This window comes from Roseovarius sp. CH_XMU1461, assembly GCF_037027165.1.
Lineage (GTDB): Bacteria > Pseudomonadota > Alphaproteobacteria > Rhodobacterales > Rhodobacteraceae > Roseovarius > Roseovarius nubinhibens.
This window is the reverse complement of the sequence record NZ_JAYMDV010000003.1, coordinates 288897-312811: the sequence shown is the minus strand read 5'-3', so window position 1 is coordinate 312811 and position 23915 is coordinate 288897. Positions and strand designations below refer to the sequence as shown.

18 protein-coding genes are annotated in these 23915 nt (G+C 63.9%); 13 read left to right on the top strand and 5 right to left on the bottom strand.

What is annotated here, in order from left to right; genetic code table 11:
- Positions 1 to 216: 216 nt before the first annotated feature.
- Positions 217 to 1770, top strand: a complete 1554-nt coding sequence (locus WA237_RS10715; protein WP_009814166.1) for an ABC transporter substrate-binding protein — start codon at positions 217 to 219, stop codon at positions 1768 to 1770.
- Between the two features lie 75 nt (positions 1771 to 1845).
- Here WA237_RS10715 and WA237_RS10710 read toward each other — a convergent pair whose 3' ends face one another.
- Positions 1846 to 3618 (bottom strand): SLC13 family permease, encoded by a 1773-nt coding sequence (locus tag WA237_RS10710; RefSeq protein WP_336097676.1) that lies wholly within the window; start codon positions 3616 to 3618, stop codon positions 1846 to 1848.
- A gap of 124 nt (positions 3619 to 3742) precedes the next feature.
- Here WA237_RS10710 and WA237_RS10705 point away from each other — a divergent pair, with 124 nt between their 5' ends.
- Positions 3743 to 4483 (top strand): YebC/PmpR family DNA-binding transcriptional regulator, encoded by a 741-nt coding sequence (locus WA237_RS10705; RefSeq protein WP_009814168.1) that lies wholly within the window; start codon positions 3743 to 3745, stop codon positions 4481 to 4483.
- A gap of 139 nt (positions 4484 to 4622) precedes the next feature.
- A complete protein-coding gene (locus tag WA237_RS10700; protein WP_040618472.1) occupies positions 4623 to 5210 on the top strand; it encodes an HNH endonuclease in 588 nt (195 codons plus the stop codon).
- A 169-nt stretch (positions 5211 to 5379) separates the two neighbouring features.
- Here the strand turns inward: WA237_RS10700 and WA237_RS10695 are convergent, their stop codons facing one another.
- Entirely contained in the window at positions 5380 to 6081 is a 702-nt protein-coding gene (locus WA237_RS10695; protein ID WP_336097675.1) for a hypothetical protein, read from the bottom strand.
- Between the two features lie 400 nt (positions 6082 to 6481).
- Between WA237_RS10695 and WA237_RS10690 the strand changes: the two genes are divergently transcribed.
- Positions 6482 to 7972 carry an Hsp70 family protein gene (locus tag WA237_RS10690; protein ID WP_336097674.1) on the top strand — a complete coding sequence of 497 codons (1491 nt, stop codon included), beginning with the start codon at positions 6482 to 6484 and terminating at the stop codon, positions 7970 to 7972.
- Positions 7973 to 8056: 84 nt separating this feature from the next.
- Positions 8057 to 8536 (top strand): hypothetical protein, encoded by a 480-nt coding sequence (locus tag WA237_RS10685; RefSeq protein ID WP_336097673.1) that lies wholly within the window; start codon positions 8057 to 8059, stop codon positions 8534 to 8536.
- 90 nt (positions 8537 to 8626) lie between these two features.
- On the opposite strand, the gene WA237_RS10680 is transcribed toward WA237_RS10685, so the two are convergent.
- The 3 genes from WA237_RS10680 to WA237_RS10670 all read right to left on the bottom strand — a co-directional run bounded on the left by WA237_RS10680 (position 8627) and on the right by WA237_RS10670 (position 11194).
- The gene (locus WA237_RS10680) at positions 8627 to 9157 is read right to left on the bottom strand and encodes a bactofilin family protein (RefSeq protein ID WP_009814172.1); all 531 of its coding nucleotides are present in this window, start codon (positions 9155 to 9157) and stop codon (positions 8627 to 8629) included.
- On the bottom strand, positions 9147 to 10463 hold the full coding sequence (locus tag WA237_RS10675; RefSeq protein ID WP_336097672.1) for a M23 family metallopeptidase: 1317 nt from the start codon (positions 10461 to 10463) through the stop codon (positions 9147 to 9149). The genes WA237_RS10680 and WA237_RS10675 overlap by 11 nt, the downstream gene beginning before the upstream one ends.
- Before the next feature lie 257 nt (positions 10464 to 10720).
- Entirely contained in the window at positions 10721 to 11194 is a 474-nt protein-coding gene (locus tag WA237_RS10670; RefSeq protein WP_009814174.1) for a peroxiredoxin, read from the bottom strand.
- A gap of 81 nt (positions 11195 to 11275) precedes the next feature.
- Between WA237_RS10670 and WA237_RS10665 the strand changes: the two genes are divergently transcribed.
- The 8 genes from WA237_RS10665 to uvrA all read left to right on the top strand — a co-directional run bounded on the left by WA237_RS10665 (position 11276) and on the right by uvrA (position 23886).
- Entirely contained in the window at positions 11276 to 14620 is a 3345-nt protein-coding gene (locus WA237_RS10665; RefSeq protein WP_336097671.1) for an AsmA-like C-terminal region-containing protein, read from the top strand.
- A 45-nt stretch (positions 14621 to 14665) separates the two neighbouring features.
- Complete coding sequence (gene queA, locus WA237_RS10660; RefSeq protein WP_336097670.1) at positions 14666 to 15712, top strand: tRNA preQ1(34) S-adenosylmethionine ribosyltransferase-isomerase QueA; 1047 nt, start codon at positions 14666 to 14668, stop codon at positions 15710 to 15712.
- Positions 15713 to 15814: 102 nt separating this feature from the next.
- Positions 15815 to 17119, top strand: a complete 1305-nt coding sequence (locus tag WA237_RS10655; RefSeq protein ID WP_336097669.1) for an MFS transporter — start codon at positions 15815 to 15817, stop codon at positions 17117 to 17119.
- Positions 17120 to 17367: 248 nt separating this feature from the next.
- Entirely contained in the window at positions 17368 to 17952 is a 585-nt protein-coding gene (locus WA237_RS10650) for a DUF924 family protein (RefSeq protein WP_009814178.1), read from the top strand.
- A 142-nt stretch (positions 17953 to 18094) separates the two neighbouring features.
- Positions 18095 to 19489, top strand: coding sequence for a dihydrolipoyl dehydrogenase (lpdA, locus tag WA237_RS10645; RefSeq protein WP_336097668.1), 1395 nt, complete (start codon positions 18095 to 18097; stop codon positions 19487 to 19489).
- Between the two features lie 289 nt (positions 19490 to 19778).
- Positions 19779 to 20207, top strand: coding sequence for a GNAT family N-acetyltransferase (locus WA237_RS10640; RefSeq protein WP_336097667.1), 429 nt, complete (start codon positions 19779 to 19781; stop codon positions 20205 to 20207).
- Between the two features lie 115 nt (positions 20208 to 20322).
- Positions 20323 to 20880 carry a class I SAM-dependent methyltransferase gene (locus WA237_RS10635; protein WP_336097666.1) on the top strand — a complete coding sequence of 186 codons (558 nt, stop codon included), beginning with the start codon at positions 20323 to 20325 and terminating at the stop codon, positions 20878 to 20880.
- A gap of 147 nt (positions 20881 to 21027) precedes the next feature.
- Positions 21028 to 23886 carry an excinuclease ABC subunit UvrA gene (gene uvrA / locus WA237_RS10630; protein ID WP_336097665.1) on the top strand — a complete coding sequence of 953 codons (2859 nt, stop codon included), beginning with the start codon at positions 21028 to 21030 and terminating at the stop codon, positions 23884 to 23886.
- The last annotated feature ends 29 nt before the right edge of the window (positions 23887 to 23915 follow it).

Sequence of the window (23915 nt, the reverse complement as noted above, 5' to 3'; positions counted from 1 at the left end):
CGACGCGCTGCCGTCGTAATACCGACGCGTTACCGACCCTCCGCACGCCCGGCTTTTTGGCCGGGCGTGTCGCGTTTCGGCGGTCTCTCGCGCGTGGTCACAGACCCGTATCATTTGATGGCTAGACCTTACCCCGCGTCAGCGCCATGGTGGCGCCGAAGTCCGGGGCAGGGACCTGTTGCGTGCCACCCCCCGTAGCCAGTGAGGAGACCCATCATGACACATCTGTTCCAAACCCCGTCCCGCCGCAGCGTGCTGGCCGGCGGTGCCGCCCTCGGCCTCGCCACAATGACCGGCCTGCCCGGTCTCGCCCAGACCCCGAAACGCGGCGGCTCGATCCGTATCGCGATGGCCGAAGGCTCGAGCCAGGACACACTAAACCCTTGGACTTACACCGATATCTACATGCTCTCGGTGGGGCTCGCGACCCATTCCACCCTGACCGAGATCGCCGCCGACGGCAGCCTCGTGGGCGACGCCGCGCTGAGCTGGGAAGGCTCCAACGGCGCCAAGACCTGGACCTTCAAACTGCGCCCCGAAGTGAGTTTTTCGGATGGCCGCAAACTCACCGCCGATGATGTCATCGCCTCGATCAAATACCACGCCGGCGAAGACAGCGGATCGAGCATGCGCTCCACCGCCGAAACCATCGCCGACTACCGCAAGGATGGCGACGACACGGTCATTTTCGAACTGATCGGCCCCAACGCCGATTTCCCGTATCTCATGGCCGATTACCACTTCCTCATGCTCCCCCTCGAGGACGGCCAAGTGAACTGGCGCGACTATATCGGCACCGGCGGCTACGTGCTCACCGACCACGATCCCGGCGTCCGTACCCTGCTCACCCGCCGCGACGATTACTGGAAATCCGACCGCGCCTGGTTCGATGAGATCGAGATCCTCTATGTCGGCGATGTCTCGGCCCGCACCAACGCGCTGCAGACCGGCGAGATGGACATCATCAGCCGCGTCGATCTCAAGACGATCAACCTGTTGGAAAGAATGCCGAATATCAACGTGGTCGAGGCCACGGGCTTCCTGCATTACACCTTCCCGATGAACACCACCGCAGCACCTTTCGACAACAAGGACCTGCGGCTCGCGCTGAAATACGGCATCAACCGCGAGGCCATGGTGCAGACCATCCTCAACGGGCGCGGCGCCATCGGCAATGACCACCCGATCGCCCCCAAGATGCCCTATCACGACGGCTCCATCGAACAGCGCGCCTATGACCCCGACAAGGCCAAGTTCCACCTGAAAAAGGCGGGCTACGACAGCATCGACATCTCCTGTTCGGCGGCCGACGCGGCCTTTTCCGGCGCGGTCGATGCCACGGTGCTCTACAAGGAACATCTCGCCCCTGCAGGCATCAACCTGACTGTCGACCGCCGCCCGAGCGATGGCTATTGGTCGGATGTCTGGATGAAGAAACCCTTCCTCGCCTCCTATTGGGGCGGCCGCCCGACCTGCGACTGGATGTTCAGCACCGGCTACGCGGCGGACGCCAAATGGAACGACACATTCTGGCAAAATGACCGGTTCAACGAGCTGCTGATCAAGGCCCGGGGCGAGCTTGATGAGGCCCTGCGCGCCGAGATGTATGGCGAAATGCAGCGCCTCGTGCGCGACGATGGCGGCGCGCTGGTCTGGGGCTTTGGCAACTATATCTTCGCCACCACCAACAAGATCGCCCATGGTCCCGAGGTCGCCTCGAACTGGGAGCTGGACGGCGGCCGCTGGGCCGAACGCTGGTGGGTTGCCTGATCCGTTAGGCCTCTTTCTGGTCAGAAATACCCCGGCCGGACCTCTCCACGAGGGACCGGCCGGGCCAAGGTCGCGCTAGAGCGGCCACACCACGAGGATCGCCGGGATCGACACCGCAATGACGATCACCTCGAGCGGCAGCCCCATGCGCCAGTAATCGCCAAAACGATAGCCGCCGGGGCCGAGGATGAGCGTGTTGTTCTTATGGCCGATGGGCGTGAGAAAGGCCGAAGAGGCCGCAATCGCCACCGCCATCAGGAACGGGTCGGGCGACACGTCGAGCGCCTGCGCCATCTGGATGCCCACAGGGGCCGCGACAATCGTCGTCGCCGTGTTGTTGAGCACATCCGACAGGCTCATCGTCACCACCATCAGCACCGTCAGAATGGCCCAGGCCGGCAGCCCCGCGGTGAGGCTGACCAGCCCGCCGGAAATCAGCTCGGTCCCGCCCGAGGTCTCGAGCGCCGCGCCGAGCGGGATCATCGAGCCGAGCAGCACCACCACCGGCCATTCGATATGATCGTAGAGCTCCTTGATCGGCACGATCCCGGTGAGCACATAGGCGACCACCACGAGGCCCAGCGCGATGGGCAGGTAGATGAGGCCAAAGCTCGCCGCCGCAACCGCCCCGGCAAAGAACCCGATGGCGAGCCATGTCTTGCTGTTTTGGGTCACGGCAAGCCCGCGATCGGCCAGCGGCAGCGCCCCCAGCCAATTGGCCACATCGCCGCCGCGATCCTTGGGCACCAGGATAAGCAGGATATCGCCCGCCTCGATCGGCGTGCGCCGCATATGCGAGGTGATCTTGCGGCCCTGACGGGAAATCCCCATCAACACAGAGCGTTGCCGCCAATGGAGGCCAAGGCTGAGGGCGCTCTTGCCGATGATATGGGCGTTTTGCGGCACCACCAGTTCCACCACGTCGAGCCCTTCGCCCGCCGCCTGCAGCATCTCTTCGCGGTCCGCGTCGGAAAAGGCGAGGTTGAGCGCGGTGCGAAACTCGTCCAGCGCCTCTGGCACCGCCTCGAGCACCAGCGTATCGCCGGCCCGCAGCACCGCGTTGCGGGCCCGCCCATAGAGCCGCTTGCCCTCGCGCACGATGCCCAGAAGCGCCACGTCGGATTTATGCGCCGTCTCATCCAGCTCGCCAAGCCGCTGCCCGATGAGCTTGCTGTCCTCCGGCACGGTCAGCTCGGCCACATATTGCGCGATGTCCGAGGCGTCGAGCGTGGCATCGTCCCGCGAGGGGATCAGCCGCCAGCCGATCAGCGCCACAAAGGTCAGACCGGCCAGCGCCGCCACCGCGCCCACCGGGGCGAAATCGAACATGGCAAAGGGTGCGCCGAGGCTTTCTTCGCGAATGGCCGCGATGATGATATTGGGCGGCGTCCCGATGAGCGTCACCATGCCGCCAAGGATCGTGGCAAAGCTCAGCGGCATGAGCGACAGGCCCGGCGAGCGCCCGGCCTTGCGCGCCGTCTGCACGTCGACGGGCATCAAGAGCGCCAGCGCCGCCACGTTGTTCATAAAGGCCGACAGCACCCCGCCAACCCCGCCCATCAGCGCGATATGGGCGCCTAAGCTGCGCGAGCTGTCGACAAGCGTCCGGGTGATGAGAAACACCGCCCCCGACCGCATCAGACCGGCCGAGACCACCAGCACCAGCGCCACGATGATGGTCGCCGGATGGCCAAAGCCCGCGAAGACGCCATCGACCGGCACCACCCCGAGCACCACCCCCGCCATGAGCGCGGTGAAAGCCACGAGATCATAACGCCAGCGCCCCCAGAGCAAGAGCGCGAAAACGGCGGCGAAAAGCGAGAAGAGAATGATCTGGTCAGGGGTCATGATCGAGTCCTTGAGGGCTCTGCCGAGCCAAGCGGAAAGCGCGTGAAAACGCAACCGGCTTGCGGCCCTTGGCCCGGGTGATCTATATGGGGCGAAATTGCATCAATGTCACCGGAGTCTTCTCATGGCAGGCCATTCCAAATGGGCCAACATCCAGCACCGCAAGGGGCGTCAGGATGCGGCCCGGTCCAAACTGTTCTCGAAGCTGGCCAAGGAGATCACCGTGGCCGCCAAGATGGGCGACCCGGACCCCGAGAAAAACCCGCGGCTGCGGCTCGCGGTGAAAGAGGCCAAGTCGAGCTCGGTTCCCAAGGATGTCATTGAACGCGCTATCAAAAAAGCGATTGGTGGCGAGGCCGAGGATTACGAGGAAATCCGCTATGAGGGCTATGGCCCCAATGGCGTGGCGGTGATCGTCGAGGCGATGACCGACAACCGCAATCGCACCGCGAGCAATGTCCGCTCGACCTTCTCCAAGAACGGCGGTAACCTTGGCGAGACCGGCAGTGTCGGCTTTATGTTCGAGCGCAAGGGCGAGATCAGCTATGCCGCCGAGATCGGCGATGCCGACACGGTGATGATGGCCGCGATCGAGGCCGGTGCCGAGGATGTCGAAAGTTCGGAAGACGGCCATATCATCTGGTGCGCGGATACCGACCTCAACGAGGTGGCGGGCGCGCTCGAAGGTGAGCTGGGCGAAAGTGACTCGACCAAGCTGGTGTGGAAACCCACCACCACGACCGAGATGGATCTCGACGGGATGCAGAAGCTGATGAAGCTCATCGAGGCGCTTGAAGATGATGATGACGTGCAGCGCGTCACCGCCAATTTCGAAGCCTCCGACGAGGTGATGGAGCAACTCTGAACGGCATCGCCGTTCTGTCATCACCCCGTCACATGCCTGTCATTTGATCCCGGTATCCGGTGGGTGCATCTGGTGTCTTGCCAGATCGCAAACACCGGATATAGTTACCCTATACATGGGGATCAGGATCATGACCGTGATGGAGCGCAGCGATTTCAGAACCGAGTTTGTCCGAAGTCCGGGCGCGCTCCGGGATCATCCGGCGCTGGTGCTGAATGCCGATTACCGACCGCTGAGCTACTATCCCTTGTCGCTCTGGTCCTGGCAGGAGGCGATCAAGGCGGCCTGGCTCGACAGGGTGGATATCGTCGCCGAATATGACCATTGGGTCCGGTCCCCGAGCACCGAGATCAGGATCCCGTCGGTCATCGTTCTCAAAGATTATGTACAACCTCAAAAGCGCGTGGCCTTCACGCGCTTTAATCTTTTTTTACGGGACGAATTCCGCTGTCAGTACTGTGGCACCAAGGGCGATCTGACCTTCGATCACGTGGTGCCGCGGGCGGCGGGGGGGATCACCAGCTGGGAGAATGTGGTCGCCGCCTGTTCGCCTTGCAACCTGCGCAAAGGGTCGAAAAGCCTGCGCCGGGCGGGCATGTCGCTGCGCAAGCCGCCGCGGGCGCCGGCCTCGGACGAGCTGCGCAACACGGGCCGGAAATTCCCGCCGAACCACCTGCATGAGAGCTGGCTCGACTTCCTCTATTGGGATGCCGAGCTCGAGGCGTGATTCGGGGTGTTAACCCGTTGAAATTGTAAGAAAACGAACATTCGGCAACGCGTCGGCATCACGTCGGTATCGCGACTGTATGGATGTTGGAAAATGGCCCGATTGGCTATGGTAAACGCCCCGTACGCAACGGTTTTTTAACATCTCGACCGTACGGTGGGGTCAGAGTTCAATCATGCAAGGAGACACCACAGCCCCGCCATTTGGCGCAGAAGCTTTCGACCCGGTGACGCAGCACCTCATCCGGGTTCAGAATGAAAAAGCTGCGGCAGCTGAACTTGCGCGCGCGCACCGCCATCGCGCCGGGAGGCAGCTGACCGAGCCAGAAATCGACCTCGGCATCATGTCCACCGGGGCGGCGCGTGTTGTGATGATAGATCACGGCGGTGCGGCCCTCTGCCAAGCGCAATGCCTCGGCAAGCGGCATCTGCTTGGCAAAGGTTTTGGTGCCTTTGCGGTGGTCCCCGTCATCGACGAGGCCGTTGTCGGGATCGGCAAAGACCAGATCGCACTCTCGCAGCTCTTTGAGGGTCTGCGCGAACCAGTCTTGTCGCCAGAGACGGCGTTGATTGTGAGGGATATCGGCCACGTCCAGAGCGCTGGCTGAGAAGACCGCATCGGGCAGGGTCGGGTGCAGCGCAGCAATCGAGCGGCCCGAGGCGACCACGCCGCGAAGCTGCTGGTAGAGAGCGGGGTCGTAATGCTGGTAGCGGTCGGGATCGTCCAGATAGGCGATGTGCTTGCCGTCGTTGCGCGCGGGTTCGTCGGGGTAATGATACCAGGCGATGCCAAGTTTGCGGCCGGGTTGCAGGGCGCGGAGGAGCCCGAGCTTGATGTAATCGCCAATGTCGCCTGCGTATTTATCCTGCATGGAATGTCCTCTTGGAAATGACGTCGGTGCAAATGCGCGAGGGAAATGGTGGCGGAATGGGCTGCAGATCGCAAGGTGACGGCCACAATGGGCCTCGCTCAATCTCTGAGGTCTGTTGGGGCGTTGCCGCTTTGTTGCGGTGCGGGTGTGGCATTGCGGCCTTTTGACCGAGGGAGGCTTTTGGGCACCTGTGCGGAGGCGCGGTCCAAGATGCGCGGCTTTAGGTGCGCAAGATACGTGGCTCAAGATGCGCGGTTAAAGACCCTCGGTGCGCGACTTAAGCCCCCGGCTCAAGCGGGGACGTTGGACCGGTGGTCGTTGGTTGACCTTTGCCTTGGTTGACCTTTGCGCTGTGCTTGCCTAGACGCGGCCTTTCGCGTGGTGCAGTGGAGGGCGGCAGATGGGGCAGGCGGCAGAAGGATCGACGGGCGTGACGGCGACTGCGCCGGTCGCAGCGACGGCGTCGGGCACAGCAGCTGGCGCGGCGTCGGCGGCGGGTGCGGCGGCAGATACGGCGACAGTGGCAGGCGCAGCGACGGCGGCAGGCGGAGCGAAGGTGGCAGACGCAACGACGGCGGGCGCAACGAAGGTGGCTGGCGCCGCGACGGTGGCAGACGCAGCGACGGTGGGCGCGGCGAAGGCGGCGGGCGCGGCGGGGCCGGTGCTTGGGGTCGATTTCGGCACGTCCAACTCGGCGGCGGGCTATCTGGTCGAGGGCCAGCCGCGGCTGATCGAGATGGCGCCGGGTGAGGTGACCTTGCCGAGCACGTTCTTTTTCGACTTTGAGAGCCGCGAGACGCTCTTGGGCGAGCCTGCCAATCAGGCGCTGCTCAATGGGGATGAGGGGCGGTTCATGCGGGCGCTCAAACGGGTGCTGGGCACGCCGCTCATGCATGAGAAGCGCCAGCTTCTGAACCGGCAGGTGACCTTCGTCGAGATCATCGGCGGCTTTCTGGCCGAGATCAAAGCGCGGGCCGAGCGGGAGACGGGGCTGCGGTTCGACGCGGTGCTGTCGGGGCGGCCGGTGGTGTTCCACGGGGTGGATGATCCGCGCGAGGCGCAGGCCGAGGCGGATCTGCGCGCCTGTTACGAGGCGGCGGGGTTTGCCCAAGTGCGCTTCATGGCCGAGCCGGAGGCGGCGGCGATTGCCAGCGGTGCGCTGGAGCGGGCGGGCGAGACCGGGCTCATCGTCGATATCGGCGGCGGCACCTCGGATTTCTCGGTGTTCCGCACCGGGGAGACTGGCGTCGAGATTCTCGCCAACCACGGGGTGCGGATCGGCGGCACGGATTTCGACCGCAGCCTGAGCATCGACCATGTGATGCCGCTCTTGGGGCGGGGCAGCCAGCTGCGCAAAGTGCTGGGCGACGAGACCACGCCGATGCCGCAGCAGATCTTCAACGATCTGGCGACATGGGAGAAAATCCCGTTTCTTTATACGCCCTCGAACCGGCGGGCGGTGCAGGACATGCAGCGGCTGGCTTGCGCGCCGGACCGGTTGGCGCGGCTCTTGGCGGTGCTCGAGGATGAGCTGGGCCATGATCTGGCCTTTGCGGTGGAGCGCGGCAAGATCGCGGCCAATGCAGGCGCGGGCGACGCGCGGATCGATCTCGGCATTCTCGAGCGCGGGCTCGATGCCGGGCTGCCGCCCGTGGCGCTGGCGCAGAGCCTCGCGCCGCATGGCCAGGCGCTGCACCGCGGGGTGACGGAGACGCTGGCGCTGGCCGGGCGGCGCGCGGACGAGATCGAGCGGGTGATCTATGTCGGCGGGTCGAGCCTGATGAATGTGGTGCCACAGGTGATGCGGGCGTTGATGCCCGGGGCCGAGCATGTCTATCGCGACGTGTTCACCGCCGTCACCGATGGGCTGGCCATCGCGGCGGGGCGGTAGGCCCGGAAGGGTAAGTCATATGACCTAGACCAAGTGCGGATTGTCGTGAAAGATGTGCCGGGTAAAGATTGGAGGCATTAAGCGATGAAGAAGTTGTTTCTGTGTATTATGGGGGACGGGGATTCCGGCAAATCGACAACCTGGTACGCGCTGTTTGGCAAGCGTGTCCAGACCAGCCGTCGTCACCGAGGGCTCGAGCTGTTTCGTGGCGTCTGGGCCGATGTTTTTCTGATCAACGGGTCGCCGGAGGAAACCCGAACGCCGCTTGCAAAGCGGCTGGCGGATGTCGAGTGCCGGGTGGTTCTGTGCTCTGTTCAATATGGTGAAGCTGGCAAACCGTCTTTTGAGTATGTTTTCAACGAGGGTTACGAGGTCGTCGTCTACTGGCTCAATCCGGGTTATCACAGCGCGAATGCGAAAGATCCCGACACGGCTGGGATGGTTGAATGGCTGAAGGAACGAGGTGCGCGTGTCGAGGAGATGAGTGGCAAAGGTAATCTCACAGAGAGAGTGCAAACCATTAAAACAGAAGTGAAAAACTGGTTGTTTGAACACGCCCAATGAAAAAGGCGCCGCTGCCGGGGGCAGGGCGCCTGATGTCTTGAGCGCGGCAAGCGGGCCGCGGGGTGCTGCGCCCCGCGGGGCGAGCCTCGGTCAGTGACCGGCGGGTGTCGCGGGGGCGGCGGCGGCGGCCGGAGCCTGACCCGACTTGGGCTTGCCGTTGAGCGGGTCGTCCTGACGCTGCACGGAGCCTTCGAAATGGGCGCCCGATTCGATCGCGATGGTCTTGTGGATGATGTCGCCTTCGACCCGTGCGGTCGAGGTCAGGCGGACCTTGAGACCGCGCACGCGACCGACGATACGGCCGTTGATCACCACGTCATCGGCGATCACTTCGCCCTTGATGGTGGCGCCTTCGCCGATGGTCAGCAGATGGGCGCGAATGTCGCCTTCCACGGTGCCTTCGACCTGGATGTCGCCGGTGGTCTTGAGGTTGCCCGAGACGTGCAGATCGGAGGACAGCACCGATGCGGGCGGTTTCGCCTTGGGCGCGGAGGCCTTGAATTCGCTCGGCGCGGCCTGCGGTGCGGCGGGTTTCGCCATGTCGGGGCCCTTGTCGGTCTTGGGCGCCGAAGAATCGGCAGGTTTCGGGCTCGGGTCGTTGATTTTGCTCTTAGAAAACATCTCGTGCAGCCTTGATGTAGATCATGGGGTTGATGGGCTTGCCGCCAACGCGGACTTCGTAGTGTAGGTGGGTCCCGGTCGAACGTCCAGTGTTACCCATAGCAGCAATCTTCTGCCCGCGCGATACCCTTTGCCCCTTGGTCACAAAGAGCTTGGAGTTGTGGGCGTAGCGGGTTTCGATGCCGAAATCATGTTGGATTTTAACCAGTCGTCCATAGCCCGATTGCCAGCCGGCATGGGTCACGACCCCGTCGGCGGTAGAGTGGATCGGGGTGCCATGGGCGGCGGCGAAATCGGTGCCATTGTGCATCCGGCCCCAGCGCATCCCGAAGCCCGAGGTGAAGCGGAACGAGCTTTTGACGGGGGTGTCGAAGGGCGCGCGCTGGGCGGCGAGGCGGTAGAGGTTGAGCCGGTCGAGCTGATTGAGGATCGCATTGGCGCGGTCGGCGTCGGGCGAGGGCGCGCCGCCGCTGGTGGAGAGCGACAGGGGCGTCAGCGGGCCGCCCTGGCCGGAATAGCCTTTGCGCACCGTGTTGAGCAGCGAGTCGGTGTTGAGACCGGCCTTGCGGAACATCTTGTCGAGCGGTTCGACAGAGATGGTCATCGCGTCCTCAAGCCGGCTGAAGATCTGGTCGTTCTGGTCCTGCAGCAGGCGCATTTCATAGGCCATGTCCTCGGCCATCTGGAGCGCGTCCTTGGCGTCGGCGATCACCTGGTCGCGTTCGGCGGCGGTGTCGGCGAGGGCGGCGGCCACGAAATCGAGCGCCTGCGTCTGGTCGCCGTCGGTGCTGGCGAGCTGGGTCGGGTTCTGGCCATCGGCGGCCTCGGTGAGCTGGGCCACCTGATCGCGGGCGCTGTCGCGTTCCTTCATGGTGCGGCGCAGCGTCGCCTGAATCACGTCGATGCCTTTTTCCATCTCGCGGCGGCGGGTTTCCGAGGTCAGCAATTCGGATTGCATGATCGAGACCTGGGCCAGCACGGCGTTGAACCGTTCCTGCGCCTCGCGGGCCTCTTTGGCGCGCATGTCGCGTTCGGAGGAGAGCGTGTTGAGCCGTTCTTCGTAGATCCGCTGATCGCGTTTCGCCTGTTCGCGGAAATTGCCCGAGCCGATGCTGTCCATCAGCAGGATCGCGGTGGCGATGATCGTCCAGGAGATGACCAGCGACGCCCCCGAGAAGGCGAGAAGCTGGGACCCCGGTTTCAGCCGGATGAACCGCGTGTCGGTGTCCGAGCGCAGAAAGATCCTGCGTTCGGGGAAATACCTCTCGAGGAGGGTGTGAAGCCGGATTGCCAAACGTGTCCGCAAAAACTCGTCCTTATCTTGTCCTTCCCATGCGCGCCTGTTTCTCGGGGTGACGGGCTGCGCCGGGATTGCTTAGCCGCTCGGGTAGCCTCTGGGCAAGAAATTTGCCAGCCTTGGGCCCCTGAGCCTGGGCCAAACACCGCCTAATGGCGAAATATTGCCGATGAGCAACGGTTTGCCGCCTGCTTTGCATGTGACGGGCGAAGCAGGCGGCGGCGGCCTGTTGGCGGTGTTGGCGCGGGGCTGCGCCGTCGCGCGGCTCAGAGAACCCGTGCGGCGTCGAGTACCTCCTGGGCGTGACCGGCGACCTTGACCTTGGGCCAGACGCGGGCCACCCGGCCATTGCCATCGAGCAGGAATGTGCTGCGCACGATGCCCATGAAAGTTTTCCCATACATCTTTTTTTCCTGCCAGACGCCGTAGCGTTCGCAAGTGTCACCGGCCTCGTCCGACAGGAGCGGCAGCCGCAGCTCTTTCTTGGCGACAAAGCGGTCATGGCTGGCCACGCTGTCCTTGGAGATGCCGAAGACCCGCACCCCGGCGGCGGCAAAGGCGTCGGCCAGCGCCGAGAACTCGGTCGCCTCGGTGGTGCAGCCCGGGGTCATGTCGCGGGGGTAGAAGAAGAGCACGACCGGGCTTGGCCGCTGGTCGCTCAGCCGAATTTCATCGCCACCGTCGCGGGGTAGTGTAAAATCCGGGGCGATGTCGCCGATCACGAGACTGTTTTCGGGCATGTTTGATCCTCCTTGTTGCGGGGCCACTTGTCCGATTGTGACTTTCAAATTAGGGCGCATGGGGCAAGACTGAAAGCACCGATGACAGATCAGGACACCGCCACGCCAGAGCCCAAGGACCGGCCGCCCCGCCAGAGGCGTCGCCGCAGGATCGGGCTGTGGTCGATGATCAGCGTTATGGTGCTGATGCTGGCGGCGGCGGGGGTGATGCTGTCGCTGATGGGCACGCCGGTCACGGTGCCGGATTGGCTCCGCGTCAAGGTGGTCGAGCGGCTCAACCGCGATGCCGGGCCGGTGCGCATCGATCTGGGCCGGGCGGTGGTGATGGTCGAAGAGGGCTGGACCCCGCGGCTGCGGCTGCATGATGTGCGGTTCAGCCATCGCGACAGCGGCGCGCCGATTGCGGCGGTGTCGCGGGTCAGTGGCGTGCTGGCGATGGAGCCTTTGCTGCGCGGTGAGCTGCGCCCCAAGCGGGTGCGGCTTGGCGGTGCACATCTGTCGCTGCGCCGCGATGAGGACGGGGCGATTGACCTCGCGCTTGGCGGCGCGCGGGCGGTGGCGATTGCCGAGGTGGTGGCCTCGATCGACATGGCGTTGCAGACCCCGGCGCTCAGCCAGCTCACCGATGTCAGCGCCGACAATGTCACGCTGCGCTATGAGGATGCGCGGGCCGGGCGGGCGTGGAATGTCGATGGCGGGCGGATCGGGCTGAGCCGCGAGGGTGATGCGCTGCGGCTGCGCGGCGATTTCTCGCTCTTGGGGGCGCGGGATTACGCGACCAATCTCGAGCTTGGCTTTTCCAGCCGGATCGGCGAGAGCGCGGCGCAGCTGTCCATTCTGGTGGAGGATATGCCCGCCGATGAGATTGCCGGGCAATCGCCCGCGCTGGCCTGGCTCGGGGCGCTGGAGGCGCCGATTTCCGGGGCGCTGCGGGTGGCGGTGGACAAGGTCGGCGGGCTCGGCCCGCTCGATGCCAGCCTGCATATCGGGCAGGGCGTTCTCAAACCCAATGACGCGGTCAAACCGGTGGGGTTTTCCTCGGCGCGGGCCTATTTCACCTATACGCCGCAGAGCCAGACCATCCGGTTTACCGAGCTTAGCCTCGACAGCAAATGGGGGCGGTTGCGGGCCGAGGGGCAGGCGCTCTTGGTGGGGGCCGAGAGCGGCTGGCCCACCGAGCTGCAATCGCAGATCCGGCTGCGCGATATCGTGGTCAACCCGGCGGGCTATTACCCCGAGCCGATCGCGCTCGATGGGGTGAATGCGACGATGCGGCTCAAGCTCGATCCGTTCGAGCTGTCGCTGGGCGAGCTGGTGCTGCGCGATCTCGGGCAGCGGCTGGTGATGCGCGGCACGCTGAGCGCGGTCGAGGCGGGCTGGGACGTGGTGCTCGATGGCGAGATGGACGGGCTCAGCCATGAGCGGCTGTTGCAGCTCTGGCCCGAGGCGGTCAAGGAAAACACCCGCCGCTGGGTCGCGGAGAATGTGAGCGCCGGTGAGCTGAGCGATATTCAGCTGGCGGTGCGGCTGCATCCGGATGCGCCGCCGGGGGTGCATCTCAACTTTGCCTATAGCGGGTTGCAGACGCAGTTCGTGAAGGGGATGCCGCCCATCGAGGAGGCCTCGGGCATGGCGTCGCTCTATGGCGACCGCTTTGCCATTGCCGCCGATGCCGGGTTTGTCACGGCGGCGCAGGGCGGCAAGATCGACATCGCGGGCACCAGTTTCATCGTGCCGGATGTGACCATCGAACGCGGCCCGGCGCTGGCCAAGCTGCGCCTCGACAGTTCGATCACGGCGGCGCTGTCGCTACTCGATTCCGAGCCTTTGCATCTTTTGCAGAAGGCCGAGCAGCCGGTTGATCTGGCAGAAGGGCGGGCGCAGCTCGAAGGGCAGCTCGATTTTCTGTTGAAGAAGAAACTGGCGCCCGAGGATATCGTCTATGCGATGCGCGGGCATCTGCATGATGTGCATAGCGATACGCTCGTTGAGGGGCGGGAGTTGCGGGCCGAGACGCTCGATCTGGCGGCCGATCCCGATGGGATCGCGGTCAGCGGGCAGGCGCGGCTCGGTCAGGTGGCGGTCAATGGCACCTGGCGCAGCGCCTTTGGCGAGGAGGCGGGCGGCAGGAGCCTGGTCAGCGGCAAGATCACCCTGTCGCAGGATTTCGTCGAAGAGTTCGGCATTGATCTGCCGCCGGGCAGTGTCAGCGGCCAGTCGCAGGCCGATCTCAGCCTGAGCCTCAACAAGACCAAGGGCGGCAGTTTCTCGATCGCGTCAAACCTGCAGGGGCTTGGGCTGCGGCTCGATCAGCTGAGCTGGGTCAAGCCGGCGGGGACCGGGGGCAGCCTGCGGATCGAGGGCCAGCTTGGCACGCCGCCGCGGATCGACGTGATCGCGCTCGAGGCGGCGGGGCTGTCGGCGCGGGGCAAGATCAGCCTGCGCCCGGATGGCCAGTTGCAGCGGGCGGATTTCGCGCAGGTGCGGCTTGGCAATTGGCTCAATGCGCCGGTGTCTCTGGTGGGCCGTGGCGCGGGGGCGACGCCAGAGGTGCAGGTGACCGGCGGCACGGTCGATCTGCGGCAGACCTCGCTCAGCTCCGGGCCGGGCAGTGCCAGCCGCAAGGGCGCGCCGGTGACGCTGCGGCTCGACCGGCTGACGATTTCGGAAGGCATTGCGCTGGCGCCGTTCAACGCCAATCTCAACACCTCGGGCGGCACCAGCGGGCAGTTTTCGGGCCGCGTCAATGGTGGCGCGCAGGTGAGCGGGACGATCATTCCGGAGAAGGGGCGCAGCGCCTTTCGCATCGTGTCGAACAATGCGGGCGGGGTTCTTGGCTCGGCGGGGTTGCTGAAACAGGCGCGGGGCGGGGCGATGGAGCTTATCCTGCGGCCGGCGGCGCAGGCGGGGACCTATAACGGGCGGCTCGATGCGTCGAATGTCTGGCTCACCGATGCGCCGGCGATGGCGGCGCTGTTGAGCTCGCTCAGCGTGGTCGGGCTGGTGGAGCAGATGTCCGGCAATGGCATCCATTTCGGCGAGGTGGCCGCCGATTTCAGCCTCAGCCCCGATCTGCTCACCCTCTACAAGAGCCGGGCGGTGGGGGCGTCCATGGGGATCACCATGGATGGCTATTACCATATGAACACTTCGCAGATGGACATGCAGGGGGTGATCTCGCCGCTCTATCTGGTGAATGGGATCGGCGGCATTCTCACCCGCAAGGGCGAGGGGCTCATCGGGTTCAACTACAAGCTCAAGGGCTCGGCCGCGCAGCCCGATGTGCGTATTTTGCCGCTCACCATCTTCACACCCGGCATGTTTCGCAACATATTCCGCCGCGCGCCGCCCGGGGTCGAACGGGCCGCAGACCGCGAAGAGCGCAAGGCGAAAAATCCCGATCTCAGCTCGAACCGCGACCGCTAGGTCGGGCGGAATGCGGGCGATACAAATGCAAGACAAGGCAAGAGCATGAAACTCAGCGATTTCGATTTCGATCTGCCAGAGGAGCTTATCGCGACGCGGCCAGTGCGGCCGCGACCGGCGGCGCGGCTTCTGGTGGCGGAGGGCGCGGCGATCCGGGATGCGCATGTGCGCGATCTCGGGCAATGGCTGCGGCCGGGCGACCGGTTGGTGCTCAACGATACCAAGGTGATCCCGGCGCGGCTCAGCGGGCTGCGGCATCGCGAGGGCTCGGAGGCGGGCGCGCGGATCGAGGTGACGCTGTTGGAGCCGGACGGGCAGGGGCAATGGGGGGCGCTCATCAAGCCGCTCAAGAAGCTGCGCGAGGGCGAGGTGGTCCAGTTCGCCGCCGGTCTCAGCGCGGTGCTGGTCGCCAAATCCGAGGGGCAGGGGCTGTTGCGGTTCAACCTTGAGGGCGACGATTTCGACGCGGCGCTGGCCGAGGCGGGGGCGATGCCGCTGCCGCCCTATATTGCCGCGAAACGGCCTGCGGATGCGCAAGATCACGAGGATTACCAGACGGTCTTTGCCCGCAACAAGGGGGCGGTGGCCGCGCCGACGGCGTCGCTGCATTTCGACGAGGCGCTGCTCGCGGCGTTGCGCGGGCAGGGGGTCGAGATGACCCATGTCACGCTGCATGTGGGGGCGGGGACGTTTCTGCCGGTCAAGGTCGAGGATGTGACCACCCATAAGATGCATGCCGAATGGGGCGAGGTGAGCGAAGAGGCCGCCGCCGAGATCGCCGCCACCCGCGCCGCGGGCGGGCGGATCATTCCGGTCGGCACCACCGCGCTGCGGCTCATCGAGACGGCATCGCGGGAGACGGGCGAGATCGCGCCGTGGCAGGGCGAGACGGATATTTTCATCTACCCCGGCTTCACCTTTCGCGCGACCGATGCGCTGATGACCAACTTTCACCTGCCGAAATCAACGCTGATGATGCTCGTCTCGGCGCTCATGGGCAAGGACCGGATGGCGCGGGTCTATGAGCACGCAATCGCCGAAAAATACCGGTTTTTTTCCTACGGGGATGCTTCGCTCTTGATACCGGAGTGAATCGCTGCGACGGGCGGCGTATCAAGGGGCTGTTGAGTCGTTTCCGTCGGCGCGGTTAGGCTGGGGCAGGTTCATAGTGACCAAAACCGAGAAGGCGAGCGAATGATTGACGTGCTGAGAAGCGCTTGGGCGCTGTTGCTGGGAATGATGCTGTTGCAGGTTGGCAATGGCATGCAGGGCACGTTGCTGGGTATTCGCGGCGACATCGAGGGATTCTCCACCATGGAGATGTCTCTGGTCATGTCCGGCTATTTCGTGGGCTTCCTCTTTGGGTCGCGCATGGCGCCCGAAATGATCCGCCGTGTCGGCCATGTGCGGGTCTTTGCGGCGCTGGGCTCGCTCATCTCGGCGGTGATGGTCATGTATCCGGTGCTGCCCGATCCGATTGCTTGGGGCATCGGGCGGATCATCATCGGCTTCTGTTTCTCGGGGGTCTATGTGACCGCCGAAAGCTGGCTCAACAATGCGGCCAACAACGAGAACCGGGGCAAGGCGCTGTCGCTTTACATGATCATGCAGATGGTCGGCATCGTGAGCGCGCAGGGTCTGTTGGTGCTGGGCGAGCCGAGCGGGTTTATCCTCTTCATCATCCCCTCGGTCCTCGTCTCCATCGCCTTTGCGCCGATTCTTCTGTCGGTGAGCCCGACGCCCGCCTTTGACACGACGAAACCGCTCAGCCTGCGGCAGATCATGAAAATCTCGCCGCTGGGCTGTGTCGGCATGTTCCTGTTGGGCGGCGTGTTCTCGGCCCAGTTCGGCATGGCGCCGGTCTATGGCGCCGAAGCGGGTCTGAGCGTGGCGCAGATCTCGATCTTCGTGTCGTGCTTTTTCGTCTCGGCGATGCTGGTGCAATATCCGGTGGGCTGGCTGTCGGACCGGATGGACCGGCGCATGGTGATCCTGGTCGGTGCGCTCATCATCGGGATCGGCGCAACGATCGGCATGTTCCTTGGCAGCATTTTCGTGATGCTCTGTGTCGCGGCGTTAATGATCGGGGGGCTGTCGAACCCGCTTTATTCGCTGCTCATCGCCTATACGAATGACTTTCTCGAACATGACGACATGGCGGCCGCGGCCGGTGGGATGGTGTTCATCAACGGGCTTGGCGCGGTGGCGGGGCCGGTGATCACCGGCTGGATCATGGGCTATTTCGGCGCCTGGGGGTTCTTCATGTTCATCGCGGTGCTTGGCTATGCCATCGCGATCTACGCCGCCTATCGGATGACGCAGCGGGCGCTGCCGAGCTCGCATGAGACCGATAGCTATGCGGTGGTCTATCCCTCGGCCTCGCCGATGGCGGTCGAAATGGCGCAGGAATGGGCCATCGACGAGGCGCTGGCGGAAGAGGAAGAAGAGGCCGCGGCGCGGGCCGAAGCCATGGTGCAGGCGGCGCGCGAGAAAAACTGATCAGATTTCGCGGAGTTCCGTGATTTTCAAGGCCGGGCCTGCCATGCGGAGACGTATGGCGGGCCCGTTTGCGTTTTGCGCCAATGGGGCAAGGGGACGGGCTGCGACACTATCGGAAAGTGGTTGCGGTAACGCGAGCGCAAACGTGAGCGTTTTGACGCAAATGTAGGAAAGTTTGACTATTATTCCCCCTTTAATCCGGGCAGAATTTTACAAATCTGTTGCATGGATGAAAAAGGAGCAGATCCATGACATCGCCCGAAGACGTGCTGAAGTTCTGGTTGGATGACGTCGGCCCCGAAGGCTGGTACGCGGTTTCAGACGAGCTGGATCAGGAGATCCGGGATCGGTTCGGGGCCGCATGGGAGGCGGCGCGGGATGGGGCCTATGGGCTCTGGCTCACCTATCCGAGCGGCACGTTGGCCTATCTGATCCTGATGGATCAGTTTCCGCGCAACATGTTCCGGGGCACGGGCGAGGCCTTTGCCACCGACCGTGAGGCGCTGGCGGCGGCCAAGGCGGCGATCGGGCGCAAATGGGATCTGCGGATCGACGAACCGGCGCGGCAGTTCTTTTACCTGCCCCTGATGCATTCCGAGAATCTCTGCGATCAGGAACGCTGTATCCGGATGATCTGTGAGCGGCTCGACGAGACCGGGGCGGGCAATCTTCTGCACGCGCGGGCGCATCGCGAGGTGATCCGCAAATTCGGCCGCTTCCCCTATCGCAATGATGCGCTGGATCGAGCCACGACCCTGCCGGAGCAGGCCTATCTCAAGGCCGGGGCCTATGGCGAAACGGTGCGCCAATTGCAAAGCGCCGACGCGGCCTAAGGGGCGCGGGCGGGGCGAAAGCCATCTAAAAGACGGGTATCCATGGACCGGGGGCGGCGTTATGCTGCCCCTGTGGGCTGTCGCGTTGCGGTGTCTCGCAAGATAGTTTAATATCAAACTATATCTCAGGCAGGAGGGCCGTATGGCGTCGCAAAGCTTTGACTTGATTGTAATTGGGGCCGGTCCCGGCGGGTATGTAGCGGCCATTCGCGGGGCGCAGCTTGGCCTCAAGGTGGCCGTGGTCGAACGCGAACATATGGGCGGTATCTGCCTCAACTGGGGCTGTATTCCGACCAAGGCGCTGCTGCGCTCGTCGGAAGTGTTCCACCTGATGCACCGGGCCAAGGAGTTCGGGCTCAGCGCCGAGAAGATCGATTATGACATCGACGCGGTGGTCAAACGCTCGCGCGGGGTGGCCAAGCAGCTCAGCGGTGGGGTGGCGCATCTTCTCAAGAAGAACAAGGTGACCGCGATCATGGGCGAGGCCACGATCCCCGCCAAGGGCAAGGTCACGGTCAAGACCGAGGAGGGCAGCGAAGAGCTCACGGCGAAGCATATCGTGCTCGCCACCGGGGCGCGGGCGCGGGAATTGCCGGGGCTCGAGGCCGATGGCGATCTGGTCTGGACCTATAAACATGCGCTGATGCCGCCCCGGATGCCCAAGAAGCTCTTGGTCATCGGGTCGGGGGCGATCGGCATTGAGTTTGCCAGTTTCTACAACACGCTTGGCGCCGACACGACGGTGGTCGAGGTGATGGATCGGGTGCTTCCGGTGGAGGATGCCGAGATCAGCGCCTTTGCCAAGAAGCAGTTCGAGAAACAGGGCATGACGATCATGGAGAAATCCACCGTCAAAAAGCTCGACCGGGCCAAGGGCAAGGTCACGGCCCATATCGAGCGCGGCGGCAAGACCGAGACGCTCGAATTTGATACGGTGATTTCGGCGGTGGGGATTGTCGGCAATACCGAGGGGCTGGGGCTTGAAAAACTCGGCGTCGAGGTGGACCGGACCCATGTGGTGGTCGATGAATATTGCCGCACCAAGGTCGACGGGCTCTATGCGATTGGCGATATCGCCGGGGCGCCGTGGCTGGCCCATAAGGCGAGCCATGAGGGCGTCATGGTGGCCGAACTCATCGCCGGGGGGCATCCGCATCCGGTCCGCCCCGAGAGCATCGCCGGCTGTACCTATTGCCATCCGCAGGTGGCGAGCGTCGGTCTCACCGAGGCCAAGGCCAAGGAAGCGGGCTATGACATCAAGGTCGGGCGCTTTCCGTTCATCGGCAATGGCAAGGCCATCGCGCTTGGCGAGCCGGAGGGCATGGTCAAGACGGTGTTCGACGCCAAGACCGGCGAGCTGCTGGGCGCGCATATGGTGGGCGCCGAGGTGACCGAGCTCATCCAGGGCTATGTGGTGGGGCGGCAGCTCGAGACCACGGAAGAAGACCTGATGAACACCGTCTTCCCGCATCCGACGCTCAGCGAGATGATGCATGAGAGCGTGCTCGACGCCTATGGCCGGGCGATCCATTTCTGAGCTGGCGATAGTCTGACAGGACCAATCGGGGGAGCGTGACCTTTCGGGGACACGCTCCTCTTGTTTCAGGCTGTGTCACCAGCTCTCTTGTCTTGTCTGATGGCGCCGGGCTAGGCAGGCCGTGACAGAGATGGAGATTTGATGTCCCGCGTTTGATTTCGGCAGGCTGACTGCCGAAGACTGCAAGACGTGCCGCGAACTCCCGTGCCATGGGCGCGACGGAGGCGCATGATCTGTGGAAATCCATGCTTATAGAGCCCCGTAGGGGCAAACGAAGGAGGCTCTGACAGTGGTCAGACCTTTCAAGGCGGCCGATCGTGAGATCGTGCTGAACATTTGGCGTGACAGTTCGGCTGTGGCGCATCCCTTTCTCGGCCAGGACATCATGGAAAAGGCCGAAACGATGATCCGGGACACATTGCTTGATCTCGCCGAGATCTGGGTGATCGAAGCCGACGGCAGACCTGCCGGCTTTGTCGCGCTGTTGGGCAATGAAGTCGGCGGGTTGTTCCTGCATCCTGATGACATGGGGCGCGGTTTGGGCCGGGCGTTGATGGATCACGCCGTCTCCCTCAAGGGGGCAGTGACGCTGGAGGTGTTTCGCGACAATCACATCGGGCGCAAGTTCTACGCTCGGTATGGTTTCAAAGCGCGAGGGGAAAGCCTCGATGCGTTCTCTGGCCATCAGGTGATCCGTTTGGATTACACGCCAGGTTGATCAGCGATCCTTTGCAAAAGGTTGTTCCCGGTGCGCCGGGAACAACCAGCATCCGTGCAGCCTTTCCCTCGGCCCTGCAATCTGGAAAGATGCGCCAAAACAAGGGAGGGCAGGGATGCCGAGCATTAACCGGGTTGTGATGCAGCGGACCTCGCGCAAGTGGCTCGAAGAGCTGCCGTTGCACGACATGGATGCGGCGGAAATCTCGGGCAAGACCGGGCGGCGGTTTGAATTTCGCAGCTACAAGCGGTTTCGCTTTCCCCGGTATGACATCTGCGATCAGCCCTTCTTCAGTTCGGAAGGCGAGGTGCGGACATTCGACATCATCCTCGCCAATCAGGTCTGGGAGCATCTCGACCGGCCCTATGCGGCGGCGCGCCATGTGCGCGAAATGCTGCGGCCCGGCGGCTATTTCTGGCTCGCCGTGCCATTCTTCATCCCCTTCCACGCGGCGCCGATCGATTGCAGCCGGTGGAGCGCGCGGGGGCTGCGCAACCTGCTCATCGAGGTGGGGTTTCACCCCGACAAGATCCGCGCCGAGCAATGGGGCAACCGGCAGGCGGCGCTGCGCAATTTCGAGACGCCCTGGCCGCCCGGCTATGATGCCGAGACGGATGATCTCGAGAACGATCCCGATTTCCCGATCTGCGCCTGGGCGCTGGCGCAGAAGTGACGCGCGCGCGGGCGCGTTGCCAAAGCGAGATGCGTCCTGCTGACAAAAAGTGACGGTAATCCACGGCGTTCATAGTTTGTTCAGCCTTGGGGGTTGGCGTTGTCGCGCCGCGGCTCTATCTAGGGCGGGTGTATTCCGGGGGTGATGATGGCCGAGCAGACACATATCGAGGTGCGCGGGGCGCGCGAACATAACCTCAAGAATATCGATGTGAACATTCCGCGCAACGAGCTGGTGGTGATCACCGGGCTGTCGGGCTCGGGGAAATCGAGCCTCGCCTTCGACACGATCTATGCCGAAGGGCAGCGCCGCTATGTCGAGAGCCTCAGCGCCTATGCGCGGCAATTCCTCGACATGATGCAAAAGCCCGATGTGGATCATATCAGCGGCCTGAGCCCGGCAATTTCCATCGAACAGAAGACCACCTCGAAAAACCCGCGCTCGACCGTCGGCACGGTGACCGAGATCTATGACTATATGCGGCTGCTCTTTGCCCGCGCGGGCACCCCCTATAGCCCCGCCACCGGCAAGCCCATCGAGGCGCAGCAGGTGCAGGATATGGTCGACCGGGTGATGTCGCTGGAAGAGGGCACGCGGGCCTATCTGCTCGCCCCGATCGTGCGCGACCGCAAGGGTGAGTATCGCAAGGAATTTCTCGAGCTGCGCAAGCAGGGCTTTCAGCGGGTCAAGGTCAATGGCGCGTTTCACGAGCTTGACGAGCCGCCGACGCTCGACAAGAAATTCCGCCATGACATCGATGTGGTGGTGGACCGGATCGTGGTGCGCGAGGGGATGGAGACGCGGCTCGCCGACAGTTTCCGCACCGCTCTCGACCTCGCGGACGGGATTGCCGTGCTCGAGACCGCGCCCAAGGAGGGCGAGCCCGAGCGCATCACCTTCAGCGAGAATTTCGCCTGCCCGGTGAGCGGCTTTACCATTCCCGAGATCGAGCCGCGGCTGTTTTCCTTCAACGCGCCCTTTGGCGCCTGTCCCGAATGTGACGGGCTCGGCATGGAGCTGTTTTTCGACGAACGGCTGGTGGTGCCGGATCAGAACCTCAAGGTCTATGACGGGGCGCTGGCACCGTGGCGCAAGGGCAAATCGCCCTATTTCCTGCAGACCATCGAGGCCATCGCCAAACATTACGAGTTCGATCCGCAGACCAAGTGGAAAGACCTGCCCGCCCATGTGAAACAGGTGTTTCTCTATGGGTCGGGGGACGAGGAAATCCCGTTCCGCTATGATGAGGGCGGCCGGGTCTATCAGGTCACCCGCAGCTTTGAAGGGGTCATTCCCAACATGGAGCGGCGCTATCGCGAGACCGACAGCAACTGGGTCCGCGAAGAGTTCGAACGCTATCAGAACAACCGCCCCTGCGGCACCTGCGACGGCTATCGCCTTCGCGAAGAGGCGCTGGCGGTCAAGATCGCCGGGCTGCATGTGGGGCAGGTGGTCAACATGTCGATCCGCGAGGCGTTTGAGTGGTGCGAGACCGTGCCCGAGAGCCTCAGCGCCCAGAAGAACGAGATCGCGCGCGCCATTCTCAAGGAGATCCGCGAGCGGCTCGGCTTTCTCAACAACGTCGGCCTCGAATATCTGACGCTGTCGCGCAATGCCGGCACGCTGTCGGGTGGCGAGAGCCAGCGCATCCGTCTGGCGAGCCAGATCGGCTCGGGTCTGACCGGGGTGCTCTATGTGCTCGACGAGCCGAGCATCGGGCTGCATCAGCGCGACAACGGGCGGCTTCTCACCACGCTCAAGAACCTGCGCGATCAGGGCAATACGGTGATCGTGGTGGAACATGACGAAGAGGCGATCCGCGAGGCGGATTACGTCTTTGACATCGGTCCCGGCGCGGGCGTGCATGGCGGCCAGGTGGTCAGCCATGGCAAGCCCGAGGTGGTGGCGGCGGATGAAAATTCGGTCACCGGGCAATATCTGTCGGGCCAGCGCGAGATTGCCGTGCCCGGCGAGCGTCGGCCCGGCAATGGCAAGGCGATCAAGGTGGTGAACGCCACCGGCAACAACCTGCAAGGGGTGACGGCGGAGTTCCCGCTTGGCCGGTTTGTCTGTGTCACCGGCGTGTCGGGGGGCGGCAAATCCACCCTCACCATCGAGACCCTGTTCAAGACCGCGTCGATGCGGCTCAACGGGGCGCGGCAGACGCCGGCGCCCTGTGAGACGATCAAGGGGCTCGAACATCTCGACAAGGTGATCGACATCGACCAGCGGCCCATCGGGCGCACGCCCCGGTCGAACCCGGCCACCTATACCGGGGCCTTCACGCCGATCCGCGACTGGTTCGCCGGGCTGCCCGAGGCCAAGGCGCGCGGCTACAAGCCGGGGCGGTTTTCCTTCAACGTGAAGGGCGGCCGCTGTGAGGCCTGTCAGGGCGACGGGGTCATCAAGATCGAGATGCATTTCCTGCCCGATGTCTATGTCACCTGCGAGACCTGCAACGGCGCGCGCTATAACCGCGAGACGCTTGAGATCCGGTTCAAGGGCAAGTCGATTGCCGATGTTCTCGACATGACGGTCGAGGATGCGCAGGAGTTCTTTAAGGCGGTGCCGTCGATCCGCGAGAAGATGGATGCGCTGATGCGCGTGGGGCTTGGCTATATCAAGGTCGGGCAGCAGGCGACGACCCTTTCGGGGGGCGAGGCGCAGCGGGTCAAGCTGTCGAAAGAGCTGGCGCGGCGGTCGACGGGGCGGACGCTCTATATCCTCGATGAGCCGACCACGGGGCTGCATTTCGAGGATGTGCGCAAGCTCTTGGAAGTGCTGCACGAATTGGTCGAGCAGGGTAATACGGTGGTGGTGATCGAGCATAATCTCGATGTGATCAAGACCGCCGATTGGCTGTTGGATATCGGCCCCGAGGGCGGCGATGGCGGTGGCGAGATCGTCGCGACCGGCACGCCCGAGGATGTGGCCGACGCGCCGCGCAGCCACACCGGGCGCTATCTCAAGGAGATCCTCGCCGGGCGCAAGATCGCGGCGGAATAGGGCGATGGTTGTACTGAAGCTTAATGATA